The organism is uncultured Stenotrophomonas sp. (assembly GCF_963519925.1).
Taxonomy (GTDB): domain Bacteria; phylum Pseudomonadota; class Gammaproteobacteria; order Xanthomonadales; family Xanthomonadaceae; genus Stenotrophomonas; species Stenotrophomonas maltophilia_AE.
On sequence record NZ_CAUQPH010000065.1, the window covers coordinates 1 to 19,032 of the forward strand.

Consider the following 19,032-nt stretch of genomic DNA (forward strand, 5'->3'; position numbering starts at 1 on the left):
GGCCAGCCTGCGCGAGCCGGGCCTGGTGGCGCAGCGGCGCGAGCAGAACACGCGGGTGCGCCAGGCCACGGTGGCGTGGCTGGAAGCGCGCGGTTTCCGCTGCCTGCCCAGCGAAGCGAACTGCTTCATGGTCGACGTGCAGCGCGACGGCAGCGCGTTCACCAAGGCGATGGCCGAACGCGGGGTGGTGATCGGCCGCAGCTGGCCGATCTGGCCGCAGGTCGTGCGGGTGAGCGTAGGCACCGAGGCGGAGATGGCAGCGTTCCGAATCGCATTCGAGAACGTGGTGGCCGCTGACCGGTAACGCCGTACCGACACGGCGTGGCCCGTTCGTCATCGTGACCCGGCGCGGGGCCTGCGCGTGCAGTCGTTTGGGAACCGACCCTACCCCGCCACTGTTACCAGCGGGGTGCTTTTGTCAGTGGCGGGGCCTGGTGCTGGCGGTCGTAGGCGCGCAGCTCGTCACGGATGTGGGCGACGCGCTGGCGGCCCAGGGTGGCGCGGTTGTCGTCCAGGACCAGACCGCCGAGCAGTTCGCCCATGCGCTCGACGGTGGGCAGCATCTTTTCCCAGGCATCCAGCGCGGTCAGCGGCGCCGGCAGGGTCAGGAAGAAGGCGATCGCCGGGGTCTCCATCTCGCGGATGGTGGCCATGTCGAAACTGCCGGGCTTCATGATGCTGGCCATGGAGAAGATCGGACCGCGCTCGGGGTGGCCTTCCACCAGGCGGTGGAACACGTTCATGTGCCCGAATACCAGCCCGGTCTTTTCCGCCGCCACCACGATGTCTTCGCCGCGCAGCATTTCACCCGCGCGGGCGGCCACGAACAACGACACGATCTTGTCGAAGTCCTGGACCGGGCGCTTGCCAAGGTCGCTGGCCGGGGCGTCGACGTCGGGCAGGCCGAGCTCGGGCTGGGTCACGCCTTCGTCGCCGGCGGCACCATCGCTGCCGGCCTCGGTTTCGCCCAGCAGCGGCTCACGCCGCTGGCCGGCGCCATCGCCGCCTTCCACGCGACGGCCCTGCGACTTCTTCCGCGGTCGACCAAACAGGAAGATCGCAGCAATCAGCAGCAGGCCGGCGGCCAGGATGCCGATGCGGAGCATTGCCATGTCGGACATTCTAGGGGTCTCCAGCTAAATACGTTCAGGCAAGAATGGCACGTCAGGCCGCGCCCGCCAATCGTGCCGCCTCTTCCAGGTCCACGCTGACCAGGCGACTGACGCCCGGTTCGCGCATGGTCACGCCCGAGAGCTGGTGCGCTGCCTCCATCGTCGCCTTGTTGTGGCTGACGAACAGGAACTGCACCTTCTCGCTCATTTCCTTGACCATGTTGGCCAAGCGGCCCACGTTGGCTTCATCCAATGGCGCGTCCACTTCGTCCAGCAGGCAGAACGGGGCCGGGTTGAGCTGGAAGATCGCAAACACCAGCGCCACCGCGGTCATCGCCTTCTCGCCGCCGGACAGCAGCGAGATGCTGGACACCCGCTTGCCAGGCGGGCGCGCCATGATGGTCACACCCGTGTCGAGAAGGTCTTCACCAGTCAGTTCGAGGTAGGCGTGGCCGCCGCCGAACAGGCGCGGATACAGCTGCTGCACGCCGGCGTTGACGCGGTCGAAGGTGTCCTTGAAGCGGCCACGGGTTTCGCGATCGATCTTGCGGATGGCGTCTTCCAGCGTTTCCAGCGCGGTGGTCAGGTCGGTGTTCTGCGCATCCAGGTATTCCGAGCGCTGCGAAGCTTCGCCGTATTCCTGGATCGCGGCCAGGTTGACCGGTTCGAGACGGCGCATGCGGCCGTCGATCTGGTGCACGGCCTGTTCCCAGTCGGTGATGCGGGCCTCTTCGGGCAGCGTGTTGATCACGTCCTGCAGGACGAAACCGGCTTTTTCCACGGCGGCGGTGAGCTGGTCGGCGCTTAGCACCAGCGCCTGCTGGTCCAGCTTGCGCTGCGAAATACGCTCGCGCTGGGCCAGGGCCTGTTCGTCGCGCTGGTGGCGGGTCTGTTCGAACGTGCGCAGTTCGGCGTCGATGCTTTCCAGCAGGGTGCGCGCTTCGCCCAGCACGCGGTCGGCGCGGACGCGTTCGCCGAGTGCGTTCTGGTGCTCGGCTTCCAGCGCATGCACCGGCGAGTCGCCTTCGTCGAGCTGCGAATGCAGTTCGCCCAAGCGCGAATCGAGCTGGCCGCGCTGGGTGCTCATGCGTTCCAGCGCCTGGCTCAGCGAGGCCACCTGGGTGCGCTGCGACTCCAGCGTGAGCGCGAGCGAGTGGGCGCTGTCGCGCACGTTGCGGGCGGCGTCGCGGGCGCGGTCGCGGGCATCGCCGAGCTGGCGGCGTTCGCTTTCCAGCGCCTGCTTGACCGACTCCAGGTCGCCCATGCTGTTGACGGCGTCGTCTAGGCGGCCGCGTGCTTCGCGCACCTGTTCGCGGCTGGCGTCGAGGTTTTCCAGCAGCTGCGAGAGCTCGCCTTCGATGCGGTCGATGCGGGTTCGTGCGGCCTCCACCTTGCCCTGCTGGCTCTGCAGCTGGCCACCGAGCTCGGACACGCTGCGGTGGGCCAGGTAGAGCTGGCGCTGGGCGTCTTCGCGCTGCTGTTCGCCGGCCAGCAACTGGTCACGGAATCCGGCCAGGCGGTTTTCCAGCTCGGCTTCGCGTTCCTGCAGGGTATCGATCTGTTCGCGCAGGCTGACGATTTCGCGCTCGCGCAGCAGTGCGCCCTGCTTGGCCGCGCCGGAGCGCGAGACGCGCACCCAGCCTTCGCCAAGGCGTTCGCCGCCGCGGGTGATGACCGAGTCGCCGTCGGCCAGGGTGGCCTGCAGGGCGCGGGCCTGTTCGAGGTCATCGGCGGCATGCAGGCGGGCCAGCAGGCGGCGGATCGCGGTGGGGCCCTGTACCTTGGCCGCCAGCGAGGTCGGGGCGACCTGCAGGGGGCTGGTATCGGCCGAGACAAGCGCGATGCGCCCGTCGCCCAGTTCGGCGAGGGCGCCGACCAGGTCTTCCGGGGCGTCGACCAGCACGCCTTCGATGAGCTGGCCAAGGGCGCTTTCGACGGCGTTTTCCCAACCGCTGTCGACGCTGAGACGTTCGCCGACGCGGGCGCCGGAATCCAGGCCATGCTGCTTGAGCCACGCTACGGCGGCGCCCTGCTCCTGGCCCAAGGCGGCCTGCTGCAGGGTTTCCAGTGAGGACAGGCGACCGCGGGCGGCCTGGGCCTGCTTGCGGATGTCGGCCAGTTCGGTCTGGCCGGTGCGCTGGCGGTCCTGCAGGCCGGCGACGGCTTCCTTGCGCGCTTCGACCTGTTCGGTCAGCCCGTCCAGCGCGGCCTTCTGGGTTTCGTGCTGCAGCTGCAGTTCTTCGAAGGCTTCGGCGAGCGCGTCCAGGTCCAGGCCGGCGCGTTCGGCGCTGAGCGCTTCGCGGCGGCGATCGGCTTCGAGCACCTGGCGATCGAGGTAGTCGACGCGGGTGCGTTCGACTTCGCCGGCGCGCGAGGCTTCGGAGGTGTTGCGGGTATGCGCTTCCCAGCGCGCCTGCCAGTCGGCCAGCTTGGCTTCGGCGTCGCGCAGGGCTTCCTGCTTGATTTCGTTTTCTTCCTGCAACTGCTCCAGCTGCGGTTCGGCCAGGTCGACGGCTTCGCGCAGGACCATCAGTTTGGCTTCGTCGCCGCTGATGTGCTGGCCGAGCTCGGCCAGGGCCTGGGTGGTTTCGTCGCGGGCCTTGTGCAGCCGCTGGGACATTTCGCGCTGATGCTGGATCTGCTGCTCAAGCCGGGCCAGGGTGCTGCCGACCTGGTACACCTCGGCCTGAGCGGTGCTGAGGGCGTCGGCGGCTTCTTCGCGGCGCACGCGGCTGGTTTCGATGCGGGCTTCGGCGTCGCGCTGTTCGGCGATCAGCTGCTGCAGGCGGGTCTCTTCCTGGGACAGGGCTTCACGCAGGCCGCCGAGGCGGCTGTCGAGGTTGCGGAACTCCAGCGCTTTCCATTCGGCGTCCTTGACCCGGCGCTCTTCCTGCAGGCCCTGGTACTGCTCGGCCTGGCGGGCCTGGCGCTTGAGGTGTTCGAGCTGCTTGCCGATCTCTTCGCGGAGGTCGTTGAGGCGGTCGAGGTTTTCGCGGGTGTGGCGGATGCGGGTTTCGGTTTCCTTGCGGCGTTCCTTGTACTTGGAAATGCCGGCGGCCTCTTCCAAATACACGCGCAGGTCTTCAGGGCGGGCTTCGATGATCTGGCTGATCATGCCCTGTTCGATGATGGAGTAGCTGCGCGGGCCGAGGCCGGTGCCGAGGAACAGGTCGGTGATGTCGCGGCGACGGCACTTGGTACCGTTGAGGTAGTAGTTGCTGCTGCCATCGCGGCTGACGGTACGCTTGACCGAGATTTCGTTGAACGAGGCGTATTCGCCGGTGATGGTGTGGTCGGTGTTGTCGAAGATCAGTTCGACGGTCGCCTGGGACACGGGCTTGCGCGCCGACGAGCCGGAGAAGATGACGTCGGTCAGCGAGTCGCCACGCAGGCGGCTGGCGGAGCTTTCGCCCATGACCCAGCGCACGGCATCGATGATGTTGGACTTGCCACAGCCATTGGGCCCGACCACGCCGGTCATGTTGGTGGGCAGGTGCAGGGTGGTGGGATCAACAAACGACTTGAAGCCGGACAGCTTGATCGTGGACAGACGCATGGCGTGGTGGGCTTCCGGACAGTCGCGATAGGCCGAGTATAACGGTGCCGATGTTCCACGGGCGTCTGCCTCGGGTTGTGGGTTCCGACACTGCGGCAGAGCCCCGTTGCCGCTTGTGGAACGCCGGCTGCGTAGAGCCGGGCTCTGCCCGGCTGCTGTTGGTTCTGGGCGAACAGCCGCTGGCTGCAGGGTTTCTCTGGCTTGGGCTGGCGGGGGTGGGCCCGCGGGGGACGCCGTAAATACGTCCATGTAGGCTTGGTCGCCGCATCCATGCGGCTCACACCCCCGCAAACCCACCCCCGCCAACCCTTCGAAAGTGTGTCGTTGCCACGGGAAAAGCGGACGCCGGCCTTTGGCCGACGCGTAGGGACACGCCATGCGTGTCTGCCGTTCCCCAACCGCACACGACCCTGTATGGGGGCGGACGGCGGGTAGCCCCCGTAGGGACTGTCAAAAACATGGATGTTTTTGACAAGCCTACATGGACGTATTCACGGCGTGTCCCGGAGGGGGCTGCCCGCCGGCCGCCCCGGCACGTAGCAATGAGACGCCGGCTGTTGCAGTTGCAGTTGCAGTTGCAGTTGCAGTTGCAGTTGCAGTTGCAGTTGCTGTTCGCTGTTGCTGTTGACGTTGGATTTCAACGACCGATGACGCGTTCCCAAGGCCGACCAACGGTCGGCGCTACCGGTGATGCAGGGGGGACGGTGAAGACGGGGTCCGGGGCATCGAAAGCCGGAAACAAAAACGGGCGCCCTTGCGGGCACCCGTTTCAGCGATCACAACCTTGCGGCTGGGATCAGGCTTCGGCTTCCACCACCACCTTGACGGTGGTTTCGACGTCGGCGTGCAGGTGGATGACCACCTCGAACTCGCCCACGTTGCGGAAGGCGCCTTCGCCCAGGATGACTTCGCTCTTTTCCAGCGGCAGGCCGGCCTTGGTGAAGGCTTCGGCGATGTCGCGCGGGCCAACCGAACCGTACAGCTTGCCTTCGGTCGACGCGTTGGCGGCGACGGTGACGCTCTTGCCTTCCAGCGCAGCCTTGCGGGCTTCGGCGTCAGCGTGGATCGACTGGGCCTTGGCTTCGTATTCGGCGCGCTTGGCTTCGAATTCGGCAACGTTCGAGGCGGTGGCCGGAACGGCCTTGCCGGTCGGGACGAGGAAGTTGCGGCCGTAGCCCGGCTTCACGTCGACCTGGTCGCCCAGACCGCCGAGGTTGGTGACCTTCTGCAGAAGAATCAGCTTCATGGTGTTGCTCCAATATATGTATTCGTTAGCGAGGCGAACCCCGCAGCGGATGGCTGTCCGAATATCCGAACGGTAGACCGGGCACCGCCCGCTGCCATGCGGCGCGGGCGGTGTGGACTACGAAAGCGGCGACCGGGGTCGCCCGCCTTCATCAGACGTCGTGGTTGTCGGTGTACGGAATCAGGGCCAGGAAACGGGCGCGCTTGACGGCCGTTGCCAGCTGGCGCTGGTACTTCGACTTGGTACCGGTCACGCGGCTCGGCACGATCTTGCCGTTCTCGGTGAGGTACTGGCGCAGGGTGTTGAGATCCTTGTAGTCGATCTCCTTCACACCTTCGGCCGTGAACTTGCAGAACTTGCGGCGACGGAAGAACTTGGACATGTGCGTGCTCCTTAGGCGGCAGAAGCGGCGTCGTCGCCGGCTTCGTTGTCAGCGGTGTTGGCGGCTTCGCCTTCTTCGTCGTCACGACGACGACGCTCGCCACGCTCGGGCTTGTCGCCCTTCTCGTCCTTGCTCTTCATGATCAGCGACTGCTCGGTGTCAGCCTCGTCGCGGAGCAGGACCAGGTTGCGCAGCACCGCATCGTTGAACTTGAAGCTTTCGGTCAGTTCGGCCAGAACCGCCTGATCCACTTCGATGTTCATCAGCACGTAATGCGCCTTCACCAGGTTCTGGATCGGGTACGCCAGCTGGCGGCGGCCCCAGTCTTCCAGGCGGTGGATGGTGCCGTTACCGGTTTCGACCAGCGACTTGTAGCGCTCGATCATGGCCGGGACCTGCTCGCTCTGGTCCGGGTGGACCATGAACACGACTTCGTAATGACGACTCATGTGTGTATACCTTTCGGATGTGGCCCTTCCGGGCCGGACAGCCCCCCGCAGGTGAACGCGGTGGAGCAAGGGTTCCTGCCGGGAATCGGGCAGGAAGCCGCGCATTATCGCAGCAGAGGGCCTGCGGGGCAAGCTGCCCCGCCTGGACGGCCCCGATCAGGCCTTGTCGGCTTCGGTGGTGAAGCTCTCGCCGCAGCCGCACTCGGCAGTGGCATTCGGGTTCCTGAACGTGAAGGTCTCGCTCAGCCCCTGCTTGCCGAAGTCGATCTCGGTCCCGTCGACCAGCGCCAGGCTGTCGGCGTCCACGTAGATGCGCACCCCGTCCTGCTCGAACACCGTATCGCCCTCCCGCTGCTCGCGGGCCAGGTCGGTCACGTGGCCCCAGCCCGAACAGCCGGTCCGGGTCACGCCGAAACGCAGCCCGAGCGCGTCCGGGGACTGGACGACGAACTTCTTCACGCGTTCAAAAGCAACAGGGGTAAGGGTGACAGCCATGACGGGCAACTCCAGCGGATCGGCACATTATAGGTCCACGGCGCAGTCAGAAATGCCTCGCAAGCAGAACGCTGCAACCGTTAAACTCCTCGTTCAGAGATCGAGTCGATCAACAGAGGATTCAAGTCATGACGGTGGTCAGCGTTGAACATGCGCTTGCCGGGAAGATCCCGGAAGGCGGCGAGGCAACAGTACGGGGCTGGGTGCGTACGGTGCGCGGGTCTGCGGCACTTGCCTTCGTCAATGTCACCGACGGCTCCTGCTTCGCCCCCATCCAGGTGGTGGCCAATGACACCCTGGGCAACTTCGACGACGTGAAGGCCCTGACCCCCGGCTGTTCGGTGATCGCCCGCGGCACCCTGGTCAAATCCCAGGGCAAGGGCCAGTCGTTCGAGATCCAGGCCAGCGACATCGAAATCGTCGGCCTGGTCGAAGACCCGCTGACCTACCCGATCCAGCCCAAGCCGATGAGCGCCGAATTCCTGCGCGAAGTGGCCCACCTGCGCCCACGCACCAACCTGTTCGGCGCGGTCACCCGCATCCGCAACTGCCTGGCCCAGGCCGTGCACCGGTTCTTCCACCACAACGGCTTCAACTGGATCAGCACCCCGATCATCACCACCTCCGACGCCGAAGGTGCCGGCCAGATGTTCCGGGTCTCCACCCTGGACATGGTCAACCTGCCGCGCGACGGCCAGGGCAACGTCGACTTCAGCCGCGACTTCTTCGGCAAGGAAACCTTCCTGACCGTGTCCGGCCAGCTCAATGTCGAGGCCTACTGCCTCGCGCTGAGCAAGGTGTACACCTTCGGCCCGACCTTCCGCGCCGAAAACTCCAACACCACCCGCCACCTGGCCGAATTCTGGATGATCGAGCCGGAAATCGCCTTCGCCGACCTGGCCGAAGACGCGCGCCTGGCCGAGCAGTTCCTGAAGTACCTGTTCCGCGCGGTGCTCGACGAGCGCGGCGACGACCTGGCCTTCCTGGCCGAGCGCGTGGACAAGAACGCGATCGCCAAGCTGGAAGCGTTCATCAACTCGCCGTTCGAGCAGATCGACTACACCGAGGCGGTGAAGCTGCTGCAGAACTCCGGAAAGAAGTTCGACTTCCCGGTCGAATGGGGCCTGGACCTGCAGACCGAACACGAGCGCTGGCTGACCGAAGAACACATCGGCCGCCCGGTGGTGGTGACCAACTACCCCGAGCACATCAAGGCGTTCTACATGCGCCTGAACGACGACGGCAAGACCGTTGCCGCGATGGACGTGCTGGCCCCGGGCATCGGCGAGATCATCGGCGGCAGCCAGCGCGAAGAGCGCCTGGACGTGCTCGACGCGCGCATGGCGCAGTTCGGCCTGGACCGCGAGCACTACGGCTGGTATCGCGATTTCCGTCGCTACGGCTCGGTGCCGCACGCCGGTTTCGGCCTCGGCTTCGAGCGCCTGGTGGTGTACGTGTGCGGGCTGGGCAACATCCGCGACGCCATCCCCTACCCGCGCGCACCGGGCAGCGCCGAGTTCTGACCCTTACCACGGAGGCACGCCCATGACCCTGTTCCTCGCGCTCTGCTTCGTTGGCGTGGCGATCGCCGGGTTCAGTGCCTTCGTGATCTTCTGGCCGCTGACGCTGGTGCATATCCGCGACCGCCACCCTGCGCTGGCCGACCGTTTCGGCCCTGGCGCCTTCCTGCGCCCGGACGCGCTGCGCTGGCTGCTGGGCCGGGATTACCGCGGCACCCCCGACCGCTCGCTGTCGGGGCTGGCCACGCCGGCCTGGCTGTCGCTGCTCACCCTGCTGGCCGGACTGGGCATGGCTGCCCTGCTCTGGCTGCTCTCGATGGTAATGACATGAACGATATTTCCGCCGTACGCGACTCCTGGTGGCTGGCCAGCCTGGGCAATACCCTGATCTGGGCCCGCCTGCGCCTGCGCCCGGCCGGCACCGCCGAGGTGCTGGACAGCGATGGCAACACCCTGAGCTACGACAGCGAAGACACCGCGCGTTCGCAGCTGTTCGACGCCGAATTCGTCGAGTTCGACGGACTGGACGAAGAAGATGCACTGCTGCGCGGCTTCTCGCTGCACGAACTGCAGCCGCCGCAGGCCGCCGACGACGATGCCCTCAAGGGCCGCATGGTGCAGTCGCTGGGCCGGCGCGCCTGAGTCGACGATGTTCACCCCTTCGGACTTCGCGACCACTGACCTGGACTGGCTCGACCGGCTGATGGCACGCGATGCCTTCGTCACCCTGGCCACCACTGGCGCCGACGGCCTGCCGCAGGTGACCCTGCTGCCGGTGGTGTACCGGCGTGACGGCGAGGCCATCGTGATCGAAGGCCACTGGGCCCGGCCCAACCCGCAGGCCGGCCATGCCGGACCGGCGCTGATGCTGGTGCACGGCCCGCACGCCTACGTGTCGCCGGGCTGGTACCCGGACAAGGACAGCGCCGGCCGCGTGCCAACCTGGAACTACGCCGCCGCCGAACTGCGCGGCGAGCTGGAACCGGTCACCGAACGCGCCGCGCTGATGGACATGCTGGACGCGCTCAGCGCGGTCAACGAAGCCGGGGTCGGCGGCGACTGGCGGCTGGACCGCGACGATGCGCGCCAGACCCGACTGCTGGGCGGCATCATCGGCTTCCGCTTCCGCCCCCGCCAGGTGCAGATCAAGCTCAAACTGAGCCAGAACCATCCCGACGCCAACCAGGTGTCGGTGATCGACGCGCTGGAAACCTCCGGCGCACCCGCTTCCCACGACCTGGCGCAGTGGATGCGCCAGGTCCGCCAGCCGCCCGCGCCCGGCGGCTGACCTACCCGTTTCCCGCGACGACGCGGCCCTGCCGGCTGCGCCTTGCCCCCACCTCACGTCAGGGACACCGCAACGATGAAAGACATCCACAAGCTGCTGCAGAACAACCGCGACTGGGCCGACCGGATCGAAAAGGAAGACCCCGACTTCTTCCACCAGCTCGCCAAGCAGCAGCACCCCGAATACCTGTGGATCGGCTGCTCCGATTCGCGCGTGCCCGCCAACCAGATCATCGGCATGGCCCCGGGCGAAGTGTTCGTGCACCGCAACGTCGCCAACGTGGTGGTGCACACCGACCTGAACTGCCTGAGCGTGATCCAGTACGCGGTGGACCAGCTGAAGGTGAAGCACATCCTGATCGTCGGCCATTACGGCTGCGGCGGCGTGCATGCCAGCCTCAACAATACCCGCGTGGGCCTGGCCGACAACTGGCTGCGCCATGTGGGCGATGTGGCGCAGAAGCATGCCGCCATCATGGACGCGATCGAAGAACCGGAACTGAAGCATGCGCGCCTGTGCGAGCTCAACGTGATCGAACAGGTGGTCAACGCCTGCCGCTCCACGATCGTGCAGGACGCCTGGGCGCGTGGGCAGAAACTGATGGTGCATGGCTGGGTCTACAGCCTGAAGGACGGCCGCGTGCGCGAAATGGGCATCGACGTCGGTGCGCCCGAAGACCTTGGCCCGGCCTACGAAAAAGCGCTGGCGCACGTGCCGCGCCGCGGCCGCCGCGACTGACCGCGCGCGCCCAGCGCCCCCTTTCCCCGGGAATCCCCATGCTGCCCTCGCCCATCAACCTGCTCGGCTGGATCGAAGAAAACCGCCATCTGCTCAAGCCACCGGTGGGCAACAAGATGATCGAAAACGGCGACTTCATCATCATGGTGGTTGGCGGCCCGAACAGCCGTACCGACTTCCATTACGACGAGGGGCCGGAGTGGTTCTACCAGCTCGAAGGGGAAATGACCCTGAAGGTGCAGGAAGACGGCGCGGTGCGTGACATCCCGATCCGCGCCGGCGAGATCTTCCTGCTGCCGGGCAAGGTCCCGCACTCGCCGCGCCGCCCGCCCGGCGGCATCGGCCTGGTGGTCGAGCGCAAGCGCCAGGCGCACGAGAAGGACGGGGTGATGTGGTTCTGCGAACGCTGCAACCACACGCTGTACGAGAAGTACTTCACGCTGGAAAACATCGAAACCGACCTGCCGAAGGTGTTCAAGGAATACGAGGCCTCGATCGAGCTGCGCACCTGCGACGCGTGCGGACATGTGGATCCGTTGCCGGGCAGCTGAGCGCGATGGACCCGCGTGTCGGGTTCATCCCATAGGCGGGGCAGATCGATAAACTGTCTTTTCACAGACAACCTCAATCGCCCAATGTCCGAGCTCCTCAGCCGCACCCATGCCACTGCCCTGGACGCCGCCGACCCGCTGCGCGCCCTGCGGGCCGAGTTCGTGTTCCCCCAGCATGACCACCGCGACCAGACCTACTTCGTCGGCAACTCGCTGGGCCTGCAGCCGCGCCGGGCCAAGGCCGCGGTGCAGGAAGTGATGGACAAGTGGGGCGCGCTGGCGGTCGAGGGCCATTTCACCGGCGAGACCCAGTGGCTGGGCTACCACCGCCTGGTCAACGCGCAGCTGGCGCGGGTCGTGGGCGCCCTGCCCAGCGAAGTGGTCGCCATGAACACGCTGAGCGTGAACCTGCACCTGATGATGGTCAGCTTCTATCGGCCCAGCGCGGAGCGCCCGGTGATCCTGATGGAGGCCGGTGCCTTCCCGACCGACCGCCACGCGGTGGAATCACAGATCCGCTTCCATGGCTTCGACCCGGCCACCGACCTGGTGGAAGTGCAGCCGGATGAACCAAACGGCACGATCTCGCTGGCCGCGATCGAACGCGCCATCACCGAGCACGGCCCGCGCCTGGCGCTGGTGCTGTGGCCCGGCGTGCAGTACCGCAGCGGCCAGGTGTTCGACCTGGACGCGATCACCCGCATGGCGCGCCTGCAGGGCGCCCGGGTCGGCTTCGACCTGGCCCACTCGGTCGGCAACGTGCCGCTGCAGCTGCACGACATCGCCCCCGATTTCGCGGTCTGGTGCCACTACAAGTACCTCAACAGCGGTCCCGGTGCCGTGGCCGGCTGCTTCGTGCACGAGCGCCACCACCGCGACAGCACCCTGCCGCGCTTTGCCGGCTGGTGGGGCCATGAGGAAGCCACCCGCTTCAAGATGGCACCGCAGTTCGTGCCCGCGGTCGGCGCCGAAGGCTGGCAGCTGAGCAACCCGCCGGTCCTGGGCCTGGCTCCCCTGCGCGCCGCGCTGGACGTGGTCGACCAGGCCGGCGGCATCCAGGCGCTGCGCGCCAAGTCGTTGCAGCTCACCGGCCTGCTCGACGCGCTGGTCCGCGCCCGCCTGGCCGGGGTGCTCGAGGTCCTGACCCCGGCCGAACCCGAGCGGCGTGGCTGCCAGCTGTCGCTGCGCGTGGTCGGCGGTCGCGAACGTGGCCGCAACCTGTTCGAATACCTGCAGAGCGTGGGCGTGCTGGGCGACTGGCGCGAACCGGACGTGATCCGGATTTCGCCCACGCCGCTGTACAACCGTTACCTTGACCTGCACCACTTCGTCGAAGAAGTGGAATCCTGGGCAGGCCTGTAAGCCCGCCCTTCCCTGCGTGGACCCTGACTTGATCGCACCTGCACACCGCTCCCTGAGCATCATCGGCGCTGGACTGGCCGGCTCCCTGCTGGCCATCCTGCTGTCCCGCCAGGGCTGGCGGATCACCCTGTACGAACGCCGCGGCGACCCGCGGATCAGCGATTACGAGTCCGGCCGCTCGATCAACCTGGCCCTGGCCGAACGCGGGCGCAACGCGCTGCGCCAGGCCGGGGTCGAAGACGCGGTGATGGCCAAGGCGGTGATGATGCGCGGGCGCATGGTGCATCCGCGCCAGAGCGAACCGCAGCTGCAGCGCTATGGCCGCGACGACAGCGAAGTGATCTGGTCGATCCACCGCAAGGACCTCAACACCACCCTGCTGCAGCTGGCCGAAGACGCCGGGGCGCAGGTGCACTTCCACCGCCGCCTGCACACCGTGGATTTCGATGCCGGATACGCGCGCTTCATCGACGACCGCAACGACCACCCGCACGACATCCGCTTCGATTCGCTGATCGGCGCCGACGGTGCCGGCTCGGCGCTGCGCGCGGCGATGAACCGCAAGTACCCGCTGGATGAGCGCACCGAGTTCCTCGACCATTCCTACAAGGAACTGGAGATCCCGCCCACCGACGACGGCGGCTTCCGCATCGAAGCCAATGCGCTGCACATCTGGCCGCGTGGCAACTACATGTGCATCGCGCTGCCCAATGACGAGGGCACCTTCACCGTCACCCTGTTCCTGCCCAACGAAGGCAACCCCAGCTTCGCCACGACCACCAGCGGTGCCGAGGCCGAGGCCCTGTTCGCGCGCGATTTCCCCGATGCGCTGGCGCTGATCCCCAACCTGCGCCGCGACTGGGAAGAGCATCCGCCCGGCCTGCTCGGCACGCTGCACCTGCGCCAGTGGCACCTGCAGGGGCGCGCGGTACTGCTCGGCGACGCCGCGCACGCGATGGTGCCGTTCCACGGCCAGGGCATGAACTGCGCGTTCGAAGACTGCGTGGCCCTGGCGCGGCAGCTGCAGGAACAGGACTCGCTGGCCGCCGCGTTCGCCGCGTTCGAAGCCGAGCGCAAGCCCAACGCCGAAGCGATCCAGCAGATGGCGCTGGAGAACTACCTGGAAATGCGCGACCGCGTCGCCGACCCCGCGTTCCTGCTTCAGCGCGAGCTCGAACAGCAGCTGCAGGCCCGCTGGCCGACCCGCTTCGTCCCGCACTACACCATGGTCACCTTCCTGCACACGCCGTACGCGGTGGCGCTGGAACGAACCGAGCTGCAGCGGCGTATCCTCGAAGCGGCCACGGCCGGCCACGACAGCCTGGAGCACATCGACTGGGCCGCGCTCGAGCGCGTGGTGCATGACCAGCTCAGCGTGCTGGAGGGCGCCCACTGATGGCCGACAGCTTCCTGTTCTACGACCTGGAGACCTTCGGCCAGGACCCGCGCCGCACCCGCATCGCGCAGTTCGCCGCGATCCGCACCGATGCCGACCTGAACATGATCGACGAGCCGGTCAGCTTCTACGTCAAGCCGGCCGACGACCTGCTGCCCTCGCCGATCGCCACGCTGATCACCGGCATCACGCCGCAGCATGCGCTGGCCGAAGGCGTGGGCGAAGCCGAGGCATTCGCGCGGATCAACGACCTCATGGCCCGGCCCGGCACCTGCACGCTGGGCTACAACACGCTGCGCTTCGACGACGAGTTCGTCCGCCACGGCCTGTTCCGCAACTTCTTCGATCCGTACGAGCGCGAGTGGCGCAACGGCAATTCGCGCTGGGACCTGCTGGACATGCTGCGCCTGGTACATGCGCTGCGCCCGGAGGGCATCGCCTGGCCGCAGCGCGAAGACGGCGCCACCTCGTTCAAGCTCGAACACCTGGCGCTGGCCAACCATGTGCGCGTGGGCGATGCGCACGAAGCGCTGTCGGACGTGCACGCCACCATCGGCATGGCACGCCTGTTCAAACAGGCCCAGCCGCGCTTGTGGGATTACGCGCTGAAGCTGCGTGACAAGCGCTTCGTCGGCAGCCTGCTCGACGTGGACGCATTGCAGCCTGTGCTGCATATCTCGATGCGCTATCCAGCGCAGCGGATGTGCGCCGCGCCGGTGTTGCCGATCGCGCGCCACCCCTACATCAGCAACCGGGTGATCGCGCTCGACCTGGAAGGCGACATCGACGGGCTGCTGGCGCTGCCGGCGGAAACGCTGGCCGCGCGCCTGTACACCCGCGCCGCCGACCTGGCCGAGGGCGAACGACGCGTGCCACTGAAGGAAGTGCACCTGAACAAGGTGCCCGCGCTCGTGGCCTGGAACCACCTGCGTCCGGCCGACCACGCCCGGCTCGGGATCGACGTGGCCAGCGTGGAAGCCAACGCGGCGCGCGTGCGCGCGGCGGGGCCGGCGCTGGTGGAAAAGGTTCGGCAGGTCTACGCCGGTGAGCGCGTTGCCACGCCGAGCGACGTCGATGCCTCGCTGTATGACGGCTTCCTGGCCGACGGCGACAAGGCCCTGATGAGCCGGCTGCGCACCGCGCCGCCGGCCGAGCTGGCCGGCTACGCCGAACGCCTGAAGGACCCGCGCATGCCCGAACTGCTGTTCCGCTATCGCGCCCGCAACCATGCCCAGACGCTGGATGCGGCCGAGCGCGGGCGCTGGAACGACTATCGCCGCCAGCGCCTGCTTGGCGATGCCGGGCTGGGCGAACAGACCCTGGCCGGGTTCCGCACCGAACTGGACGCGCTGGCGGTGGAACACGCCGCCGATCCCACCAAGCTGGCCCTGTTGCAGCACCTGCGCGACTGGGGCAACGAACTGGAGCACAGCCTGTGAGTAGCTATTTCACCCCCGCCAGCTTCACCTTCCTGCGTGGCCTGGCGCGCCACAACGACAAGACCTGGTTCAACGAACACAAGGCGAAGTACGAGGAGCACGTGCGCCAGCCGTTCCTGCGCCTGATCAGCGACCTTCAGCCGGACCTGGCGGCGGTCAGCGAACACTTCCGCGCCGACCCGCGCGGGGTAGGCGGCTCGCTGTTCCGGATCTACCGCGACGCGCGGTTTTCCCATGACAAGTCGCCGTACAAGACCTGGCAGGGCGCCCGGTTGTTCCATGAGCGGCGCAAGCAGGTGCCGGCGCCGTCGTTCTACATCCACCTGCAGCCGGGCGAAAGCTTCGTCGGCGCTGGGCTGTGGCACCCCGAACCGGCCACCCAACGTAAGGTCCGCCACTTCATCGTGGACAATCCGGGGGCCTGGAAGGCGGCCGCGCACGCGCCGACGCTGCGGAAGAAGTTCGATTTCGAGGAAAGCGAGAAGCTGGTACGCGCGCCGCGTGGCTTCGAGCCGGACTTCGAGTTCATCGACGACCTGAAGCACCGCAACTGGGTGTTCTGGCGCTCGCTGGACGACGCCACCATGACCGGGCCGAAGCTGCGGCAGACGGTGGCCAAGGACCTGGTGACGCTGGGGCCGTTCGTGGATTACCTGTGTGCGGCGCTGGATCTTGAGTTCTGATGCGCACGGTAGTGCCGGCCGTTGGCCGGCGGGCGGGATCGCCTGGGCCGCCAAACGCCCGGCGCTACCGTGCTGCGTGCGTCGGTCTACCCTGCGTTGACGTGGGCTGCGGCAAGCTGGCGCCATGAAAAAGCTGCTTCTGTTACTGGGACTGGTGGTGGTGCTGCTGGCCGGCTGGGTGGTCAGTGGGCCCTACCTGACCCTGCGTGGGCTGGCCACGGCGGTGGAACAGCGGGATACCTCGACGCTGGACCGGTATGTGGACTTCCCGATGCTGCGCGCCAACCTGCGCGCGCAGCTGGACGATTACGTGGTGCGCCGGGCCGGTCCGGACGTGCAGTCGAACCTGGTCGGGGCGCTGCTGCTCACCGCCGGGCAGACGCTGAGCGGCACGGCGGTGGACGCGATGGTCACCCCGATGGGGATCGGTGCTTTGCTGGAAGGCCACACGCTGTGGAAGCGGGCCAGCAACGACCTGGAACGCAGCGACACCTATGCGGCGCCCCGCGCGGCGAAGCCGCTGGAAGGGGCGACGCACCGGTTCGAGTCGACGTCACGATTCACCGCGACCACGCACACGCCGCAGGGGGCGCCGGTGGTGTTCGTGCTGCAGCGGCAGGGATTGCGGTGGAAGCTGGTGAACATCGAGCTCCCGTTGGATTGACGAGGGTCACGACCAACGGTCGTGACCTACCCGACCGGGCATCCACCCGTGCATCCGTCGTCCAATCCGCGCATCGGGCCGATCCGCCCATCCCCGCATCGGGCCCATCTGCCCATCGCCACATCCGCGCATCGGGCCGTCCCCGCGTAGGGCCGTCCCCGCATGGGCCCATCCACGCATCGGCCCATCCGTCCATCGGCCATCCGTACAACCGTGCCATCCCCGGTAGGTCACGACCGTTGGTCGTGACCCTCGTCAATCATTGGCCACGCCATGCGGCACGTGACCTGCCGCCACGCTGAGGTGCTGCCGGGCGCTGTCGATGTTGTGCTGCGAATCGTCGAAGAAGATGTCCGCGCCGAACGCTTCCAGGAACGGGCCCTTGTGCCGGCCGCCCAGGAACAGCGCCTCGTCCAGGCGCACGCCCCACTCGCGCAGGGTACGGATCACCCGCTCGTGCGCCGGCGCCGAGCGCGCGGTGACCAGCGCGGTGCGGATCGGTGCATCCTCGCCCGAGGGAAACACGGCCTGCAGCGTGTGCAGCGCCGACAGGAAGTTGCGGAACGGGCCGCCACTGAGCGGTTCGCGCGCGTTCTCGCGCTCGTGGCGGCCAAACGCTTCCACACCCTGTTCGCGCGAGATGCGCTCGCTTTCGTCGCCGAAGATCACCGCGTCGCCATCGAAGGCGATGCGCAGCTGGCCCAGCGGCTGGCTCATGTCGACCGGTTCGGCCGCGGCCAGGGTTTCCCCCGGCGGCTTGGGCAGGATGGTGGCGGCGGCGATGCCATGGCGCAGCGCACGCCGCACCGACTCCGGGTTGGCCGACAGGAACAGGTCGGTGCCGAACGGCTTCACATACGGCCAGGTCGGCTCGCCGGCGGTAAAGGTGGCGCGGATGATGCCCAGGTCGTAATGCTGGATGGAGTTGAAGATGCGCAGCCCGGTATCGGCCGAATTTCGCGAGAGCAGGATCACTTCCACCCGTGGCGATTCCGGCGACTGGCCCTGGTTCAGCGCAAGCAGCTTGCGCACCACCGGGAAGGCGACACCGGGACGCAGCACGTCATCTTCGTGCTTGCGCTGGTACTCGGCGTAGGCATCCACGCCTTCGGCCTCGAACAGCGCGTGGCCCTCTTCAAGGTCGAACAGCGCGCGCGAGGTCACGGCAACGGTCAGCAAGCGGGGGGTGTTGTCGCCCATGGCGGTCAAAGGTCCTTCAAAACATGAACTGTTCGCTGAGGATCCGGTCTTCCAGGTTGTGTTCCGGATCGAACAGCAGGGTCACCCGGCGCTCGCGCGATTCGCGGATGGTCACTTCGACCACGTCGCGGGTCTCATGCGAATCGGCGGTCACGCTGACCGGGCGTTTGTAGGGGTCGAGCACACGGAACCGCACCTCGGTGTCGGCCTTGAGGATGGCGCCGCGCCAGCGCCGTGGCCGGTACGGGGCCAGCGGGGTCAGGGCGATGGTGTGCGATCCCAGCGGCAGGATCGGGCCATGCGCGGAGTAGTTGTACGCGGTGCTGCCGGCGGGGGTCGCCACCAGCACGCCGTCGCCGATCAGCTCGGCCACGCGTTCCTGTCCATTGAGGTCGACGCCGATGTGCGCGGCCTGTCGGGTCTGGCGCAGCAGGGAGACGTCGTTGTAGGCCAGCGAGCCGGAGGTGGTGCCGGATTCGGTCAGCGCCAGCATTTCCAGCGGGCGCAGGTTGGCGGGTTCGGCCACCGCCAGGCGCGCCGGCAGGTCGCCGTCGTCCTCGCGGTACTGGTTCATCAGGAAACCCACCGTGCCCAGTTTCATGCCGAATACCGGCCGCCCCAGCGCGCCGTGGCGGTGCAGGGTCTGCAGCATGAAACCATCGCCGCCGAGCGGGCACAGCACATCGGCCTGTTCCGGCGCATGGTCGCCGTAGCGCGCCACCATCGCCGCACGGGCAAGCTGCGCCGCTTCGGTGTTGCTGGCCAGGAAGGCGATGCGAGGGGTATCGCTCATGGGGTTTCTGCGGCTCGTGTGTACAGGAAGCATACCCGGTCGCGGCACGCAGACGCATGGCGGGACAGCACACCTCTTCGTTGGCCGCCGCCGCGAGCGTCGAGGGCCCCGCCGCGGCCGGCAGGCCCCTATGCAAATGTCCCCCGGCGTCGGCCTGC

At 67.4% G+C, this 19,032-nt stretch carries 21 protein-coding genes; 12 read left to right on the forward strand and 9 right to left on the reverse strand.

Annotated features, from left to right (window positions below; translation table 11 throughout):
- The coding region (locus RWO33_RS12365) for an aminotransferase class I/II-fold pyridoxal phosphate-dependent enzyme (protein ID WP_314105082.1) at window positions 1-304 on the forward strand (304 nt) is incomplete at its 5' end.
- Between the two features lie 94 nt (window positions 305-398).
- Here the strand turns inward: RWO33_RS12365 and zipA are convergent.
- The 7 genes from zipA to RWO33_RS12400 all read right to left on the reverse strand — a co-directional run bounded on the left by zipA (window position 399) and on the right by RWO33_RS12400 (window position 7,240).
- Window positions 399-1,121 (reverse strand): cell division protein ZipA, encoded by a 723-nt coding sequence (gene zipA, locus RWO33_RS12370; protein ID WP_314105083.1) that lies wholly within the window; start codon window positions 1,119-1,121, stop codon window positions 399-401.
- 43 nt (window positions 1,122-1,164) lie between these two features.
- Window positions 1,165-4,668, reverse strand: coding sequence for a chromosome segregation protein SMC (gene smc, locus RWO33_RS12375; RefSeq protein WP_314105084.1), 3,504 nt, complete (start codon window positions 4,666-4,668; stop codon window positions 1,165-1,167).
- 491 nt (window positions 4,669-5,159) lie between these two features.
- Window positions 5,160-5,309, reverse strand: coding sequence for a hypothetical protein (locus tag RWO33_RS12380; protein ID WP_314105085.1), 150 nt, complete (start codon window positions 5,307-5,309; stop codon window positions 5,160-5,162).
- A gap of 155 nt (window positions 5,310-5,464) precedes the next feature.
- Window positions 5,465-5,914, reverse strand: a complete 450-nt coding sequence (rplI, locus tag RWO33_RS12385; protein WP_145481659.1) for a 50S ribosomal protein L9 — start codon at window positions 5,912-5,914, stop codon at window positions 5,465-5,467.
- 151 nt (window positions 5,915-6,065) lie between these two features.
- Window positions 6,066-6,296, reverse strand: coding sequence for a 30S ribosomal protein S18 (rpsR, locus tag RWO33_RS12390; protein WP_002804494.1), 231 nt, complete (start codon window positions 6,294-6,296; stop codon window positions 6,066-6,068).
- An 11-nt stretch (window positions 6,297-6,307) separates the two neighbouring features.
- The gene (rpsF, locus tag RWO33_RS12395; protein WP_145481658.1) at window positions 6,308-6,745 is read right to left on the reverse strand and encodes a 30S ribosomal protein S6; all 438 of its coding nucleotides are present in this window, start codon (window positions 6,743-6,745) and stop codon (window positions 6,308-6,310) included.
- A gap of 156 nt (window positions 6,746-6,901) precedes the next feature.
- Entirely contained in the window at window positions 6,902-7,240 is a 339-nt protein-coding gene (locus tag RWO33_RS12400; protein WP_145481657.1) for an iron-sulfur cluster assembly accessory protein, read from the reverse strand.
- Between the two features lie 128 nt (window positions 7,241-7,368).
- On the opposite strand from RWO33_RS12400, the gene asnS reads away from it, so the two are divergent.
- The 11 genes from asnS to RWO33_RS12455 all read left to right on the forward strand — a co-directional run bounded on the left by asnS (window position 7,369) and on the right by RWO33_RS12455 (window position 16,881).
- Window positions 7,369-8,763 (forward strand): asparagine--tRNA ligase, encoded by a 1,395-nt coding sequence (asnS, locus tag RWO33_RS12405; protein WP_314105117.1) that lies wholly within the window; start codon window positions 7,369-7,371, stop codon window positions 8,761-8,763.
- Window positions 8,764-8,785: 22 nt separating this feature from the next.
- A complete protein-coding gene (locus RWO33_RS12410) occupies window positions 8,786-9,091 on the forward strand; it encodes a hypothetical protein (protein ID WP_145481655.1) in 306 nt (101 codons plus the stop codon).
- Window positions 9,088-9,402, forward strand: a complete 315-nt coding sequence (locus tag RWO33_RS12415) for a hypothetical protein (protein WP_314105119.1) — start codon at window positions 9,088-9,090, stop codon at window positions 9,400-9,402. Before RWO33_RS12410 ends, RWO33_RS12415 begins: the two co-directional genes overlap by 4 nt.
- Before the next feature lie 7 nt (window positions 9,403-9,409).
- Entirely contained in the window at window positions 9,410-10,048 is a 639-nt protein-coding gene (locus RWO33_RS12420; protein WP_314105122.1) for an FMN-binding negative transcriptional regulator, read from the forward strand.
- A 75-nt stretch (window positions 10,049-10,123) separates the two neighbouring features.
- Entirely contained in the window at window positions 10,124-10,786 is a 663-nt protein-coding gene (can, locus tag RWO33_RS12425; RefSeq protein WP_145481652.1) for a carbonate dehydratase, read from the forward strand.
- 38 nt (window positions 10,787-10,824) lie between these two features.
- Window positions 10,825-11,337, forward strand: coding sequence for a 3-hydroxyanthranilate 3,4-dioxygenase (locus RWO33_RS12430; RefSeq protein WP_314105124.1), 513 nt, complete (start codon window positions 10,825-10,827; stop codon window positions 11,335-11,337).
- Window positions 11,338-11,421: 84 nt separating this feature from the next.
- Window positions 11,422-12,699: a kynureninase gene (kynU, locus tag RWO33_RS12435; RefSeq protein WP_145481650.1), complete on the forward strand. Its 1,278-nt coding sequence runs from the start codon at window positions 11,422-11,424 to the stop codon at window positions 12,697-12,699.
- A 31-nt stretch (window positions 12,700-12,730) separates the two neighbouring features.
- Complete coding sequence (locus tag RWO33_RS12440) at window positions 12,731-14,095, forward strand: NAD(P)/FAD-dependent oxidoreductase (protein WP_314105136.1); 1,365 nt, start codon at window positions 12,731-12,733, stop codon at window positions 14,093-14,095.
- Window positions 14,095-15,534 carry an exodeoxyribonuclease I gene (sbcB, locus tag RWO33_RS12445; protein WP_314105127.1) on the forward strand — a complete coding sequence of 480 codons (1,440 nt, stop codon included), beginning with the start codon at window positions 14,095-14,097 and terminating at the stop codon, window positions 15,532-15,534. The genes RWO33_RS12440 and sbcB overlap by 1 nt, the downstream gene beginning before the upstream one ends.
- Window positions 15,531-16,217, forward strand: coding sequence for a DUF2461 domain-containing protein (locus RWO33_RS12450; RefSeq protein WP_314105128.1), 687 nt, complete (start codon window positions 15,531-15,533; stop codon window positions 16,215-16,217). The genes sbcB and RWO33_RS12450 overlap by 4 nt, the downstream gene beginning before the upstream one ends.
- A gap of 124 nt (window positions 16,218-16,341) precedes the next feature.
- Window positions 16,342-16,881: a DUF2939 domain-containing protein gene (locus tag RWO33_RS12455; RefSeq protein ID WP_314105130.1), complete on the forward strand. Its 540-nt coding sequence runs from the start codon at window positions 16,342-16,344 to the stop codon at window positions 16,879-16,881.
- Window positions 16,882-17,136: 255 nt separating this feature from the next.
- Here the strand turns inward: RWO33_RS12455 and RWO33_RS12460 are convergent, their stop codons facing one another.
- Window positions 17,137-18,081 carry a 5'-nucleotidase gene (locus tag RWO33_RS12460; RefSeq protein WP_145481645.1) on the reverse strand — a complete coding sequence of 315 codons (945 nt, stop codon included), beginning with the start codon at window positions 18,079-18,081 and terminating at the stop codon, window positions 17,137-17,139.
- Window positions 18,082-18,097: 16 nt separating this feature from the next.
- Window positions 18,098-18,874: an NAD kinase gene (locus tag RWO33_RS12465; RefSeq protein WP_314105134.1), complete on the reverse strand. Its 777-nt coding sequence runs from the start codon at window positions 18,872-18,874 to the stop codon at window positions 18,098-18,100.
- Window positions 18,875-19,032 lie beyond the last annotated feature (158 nt).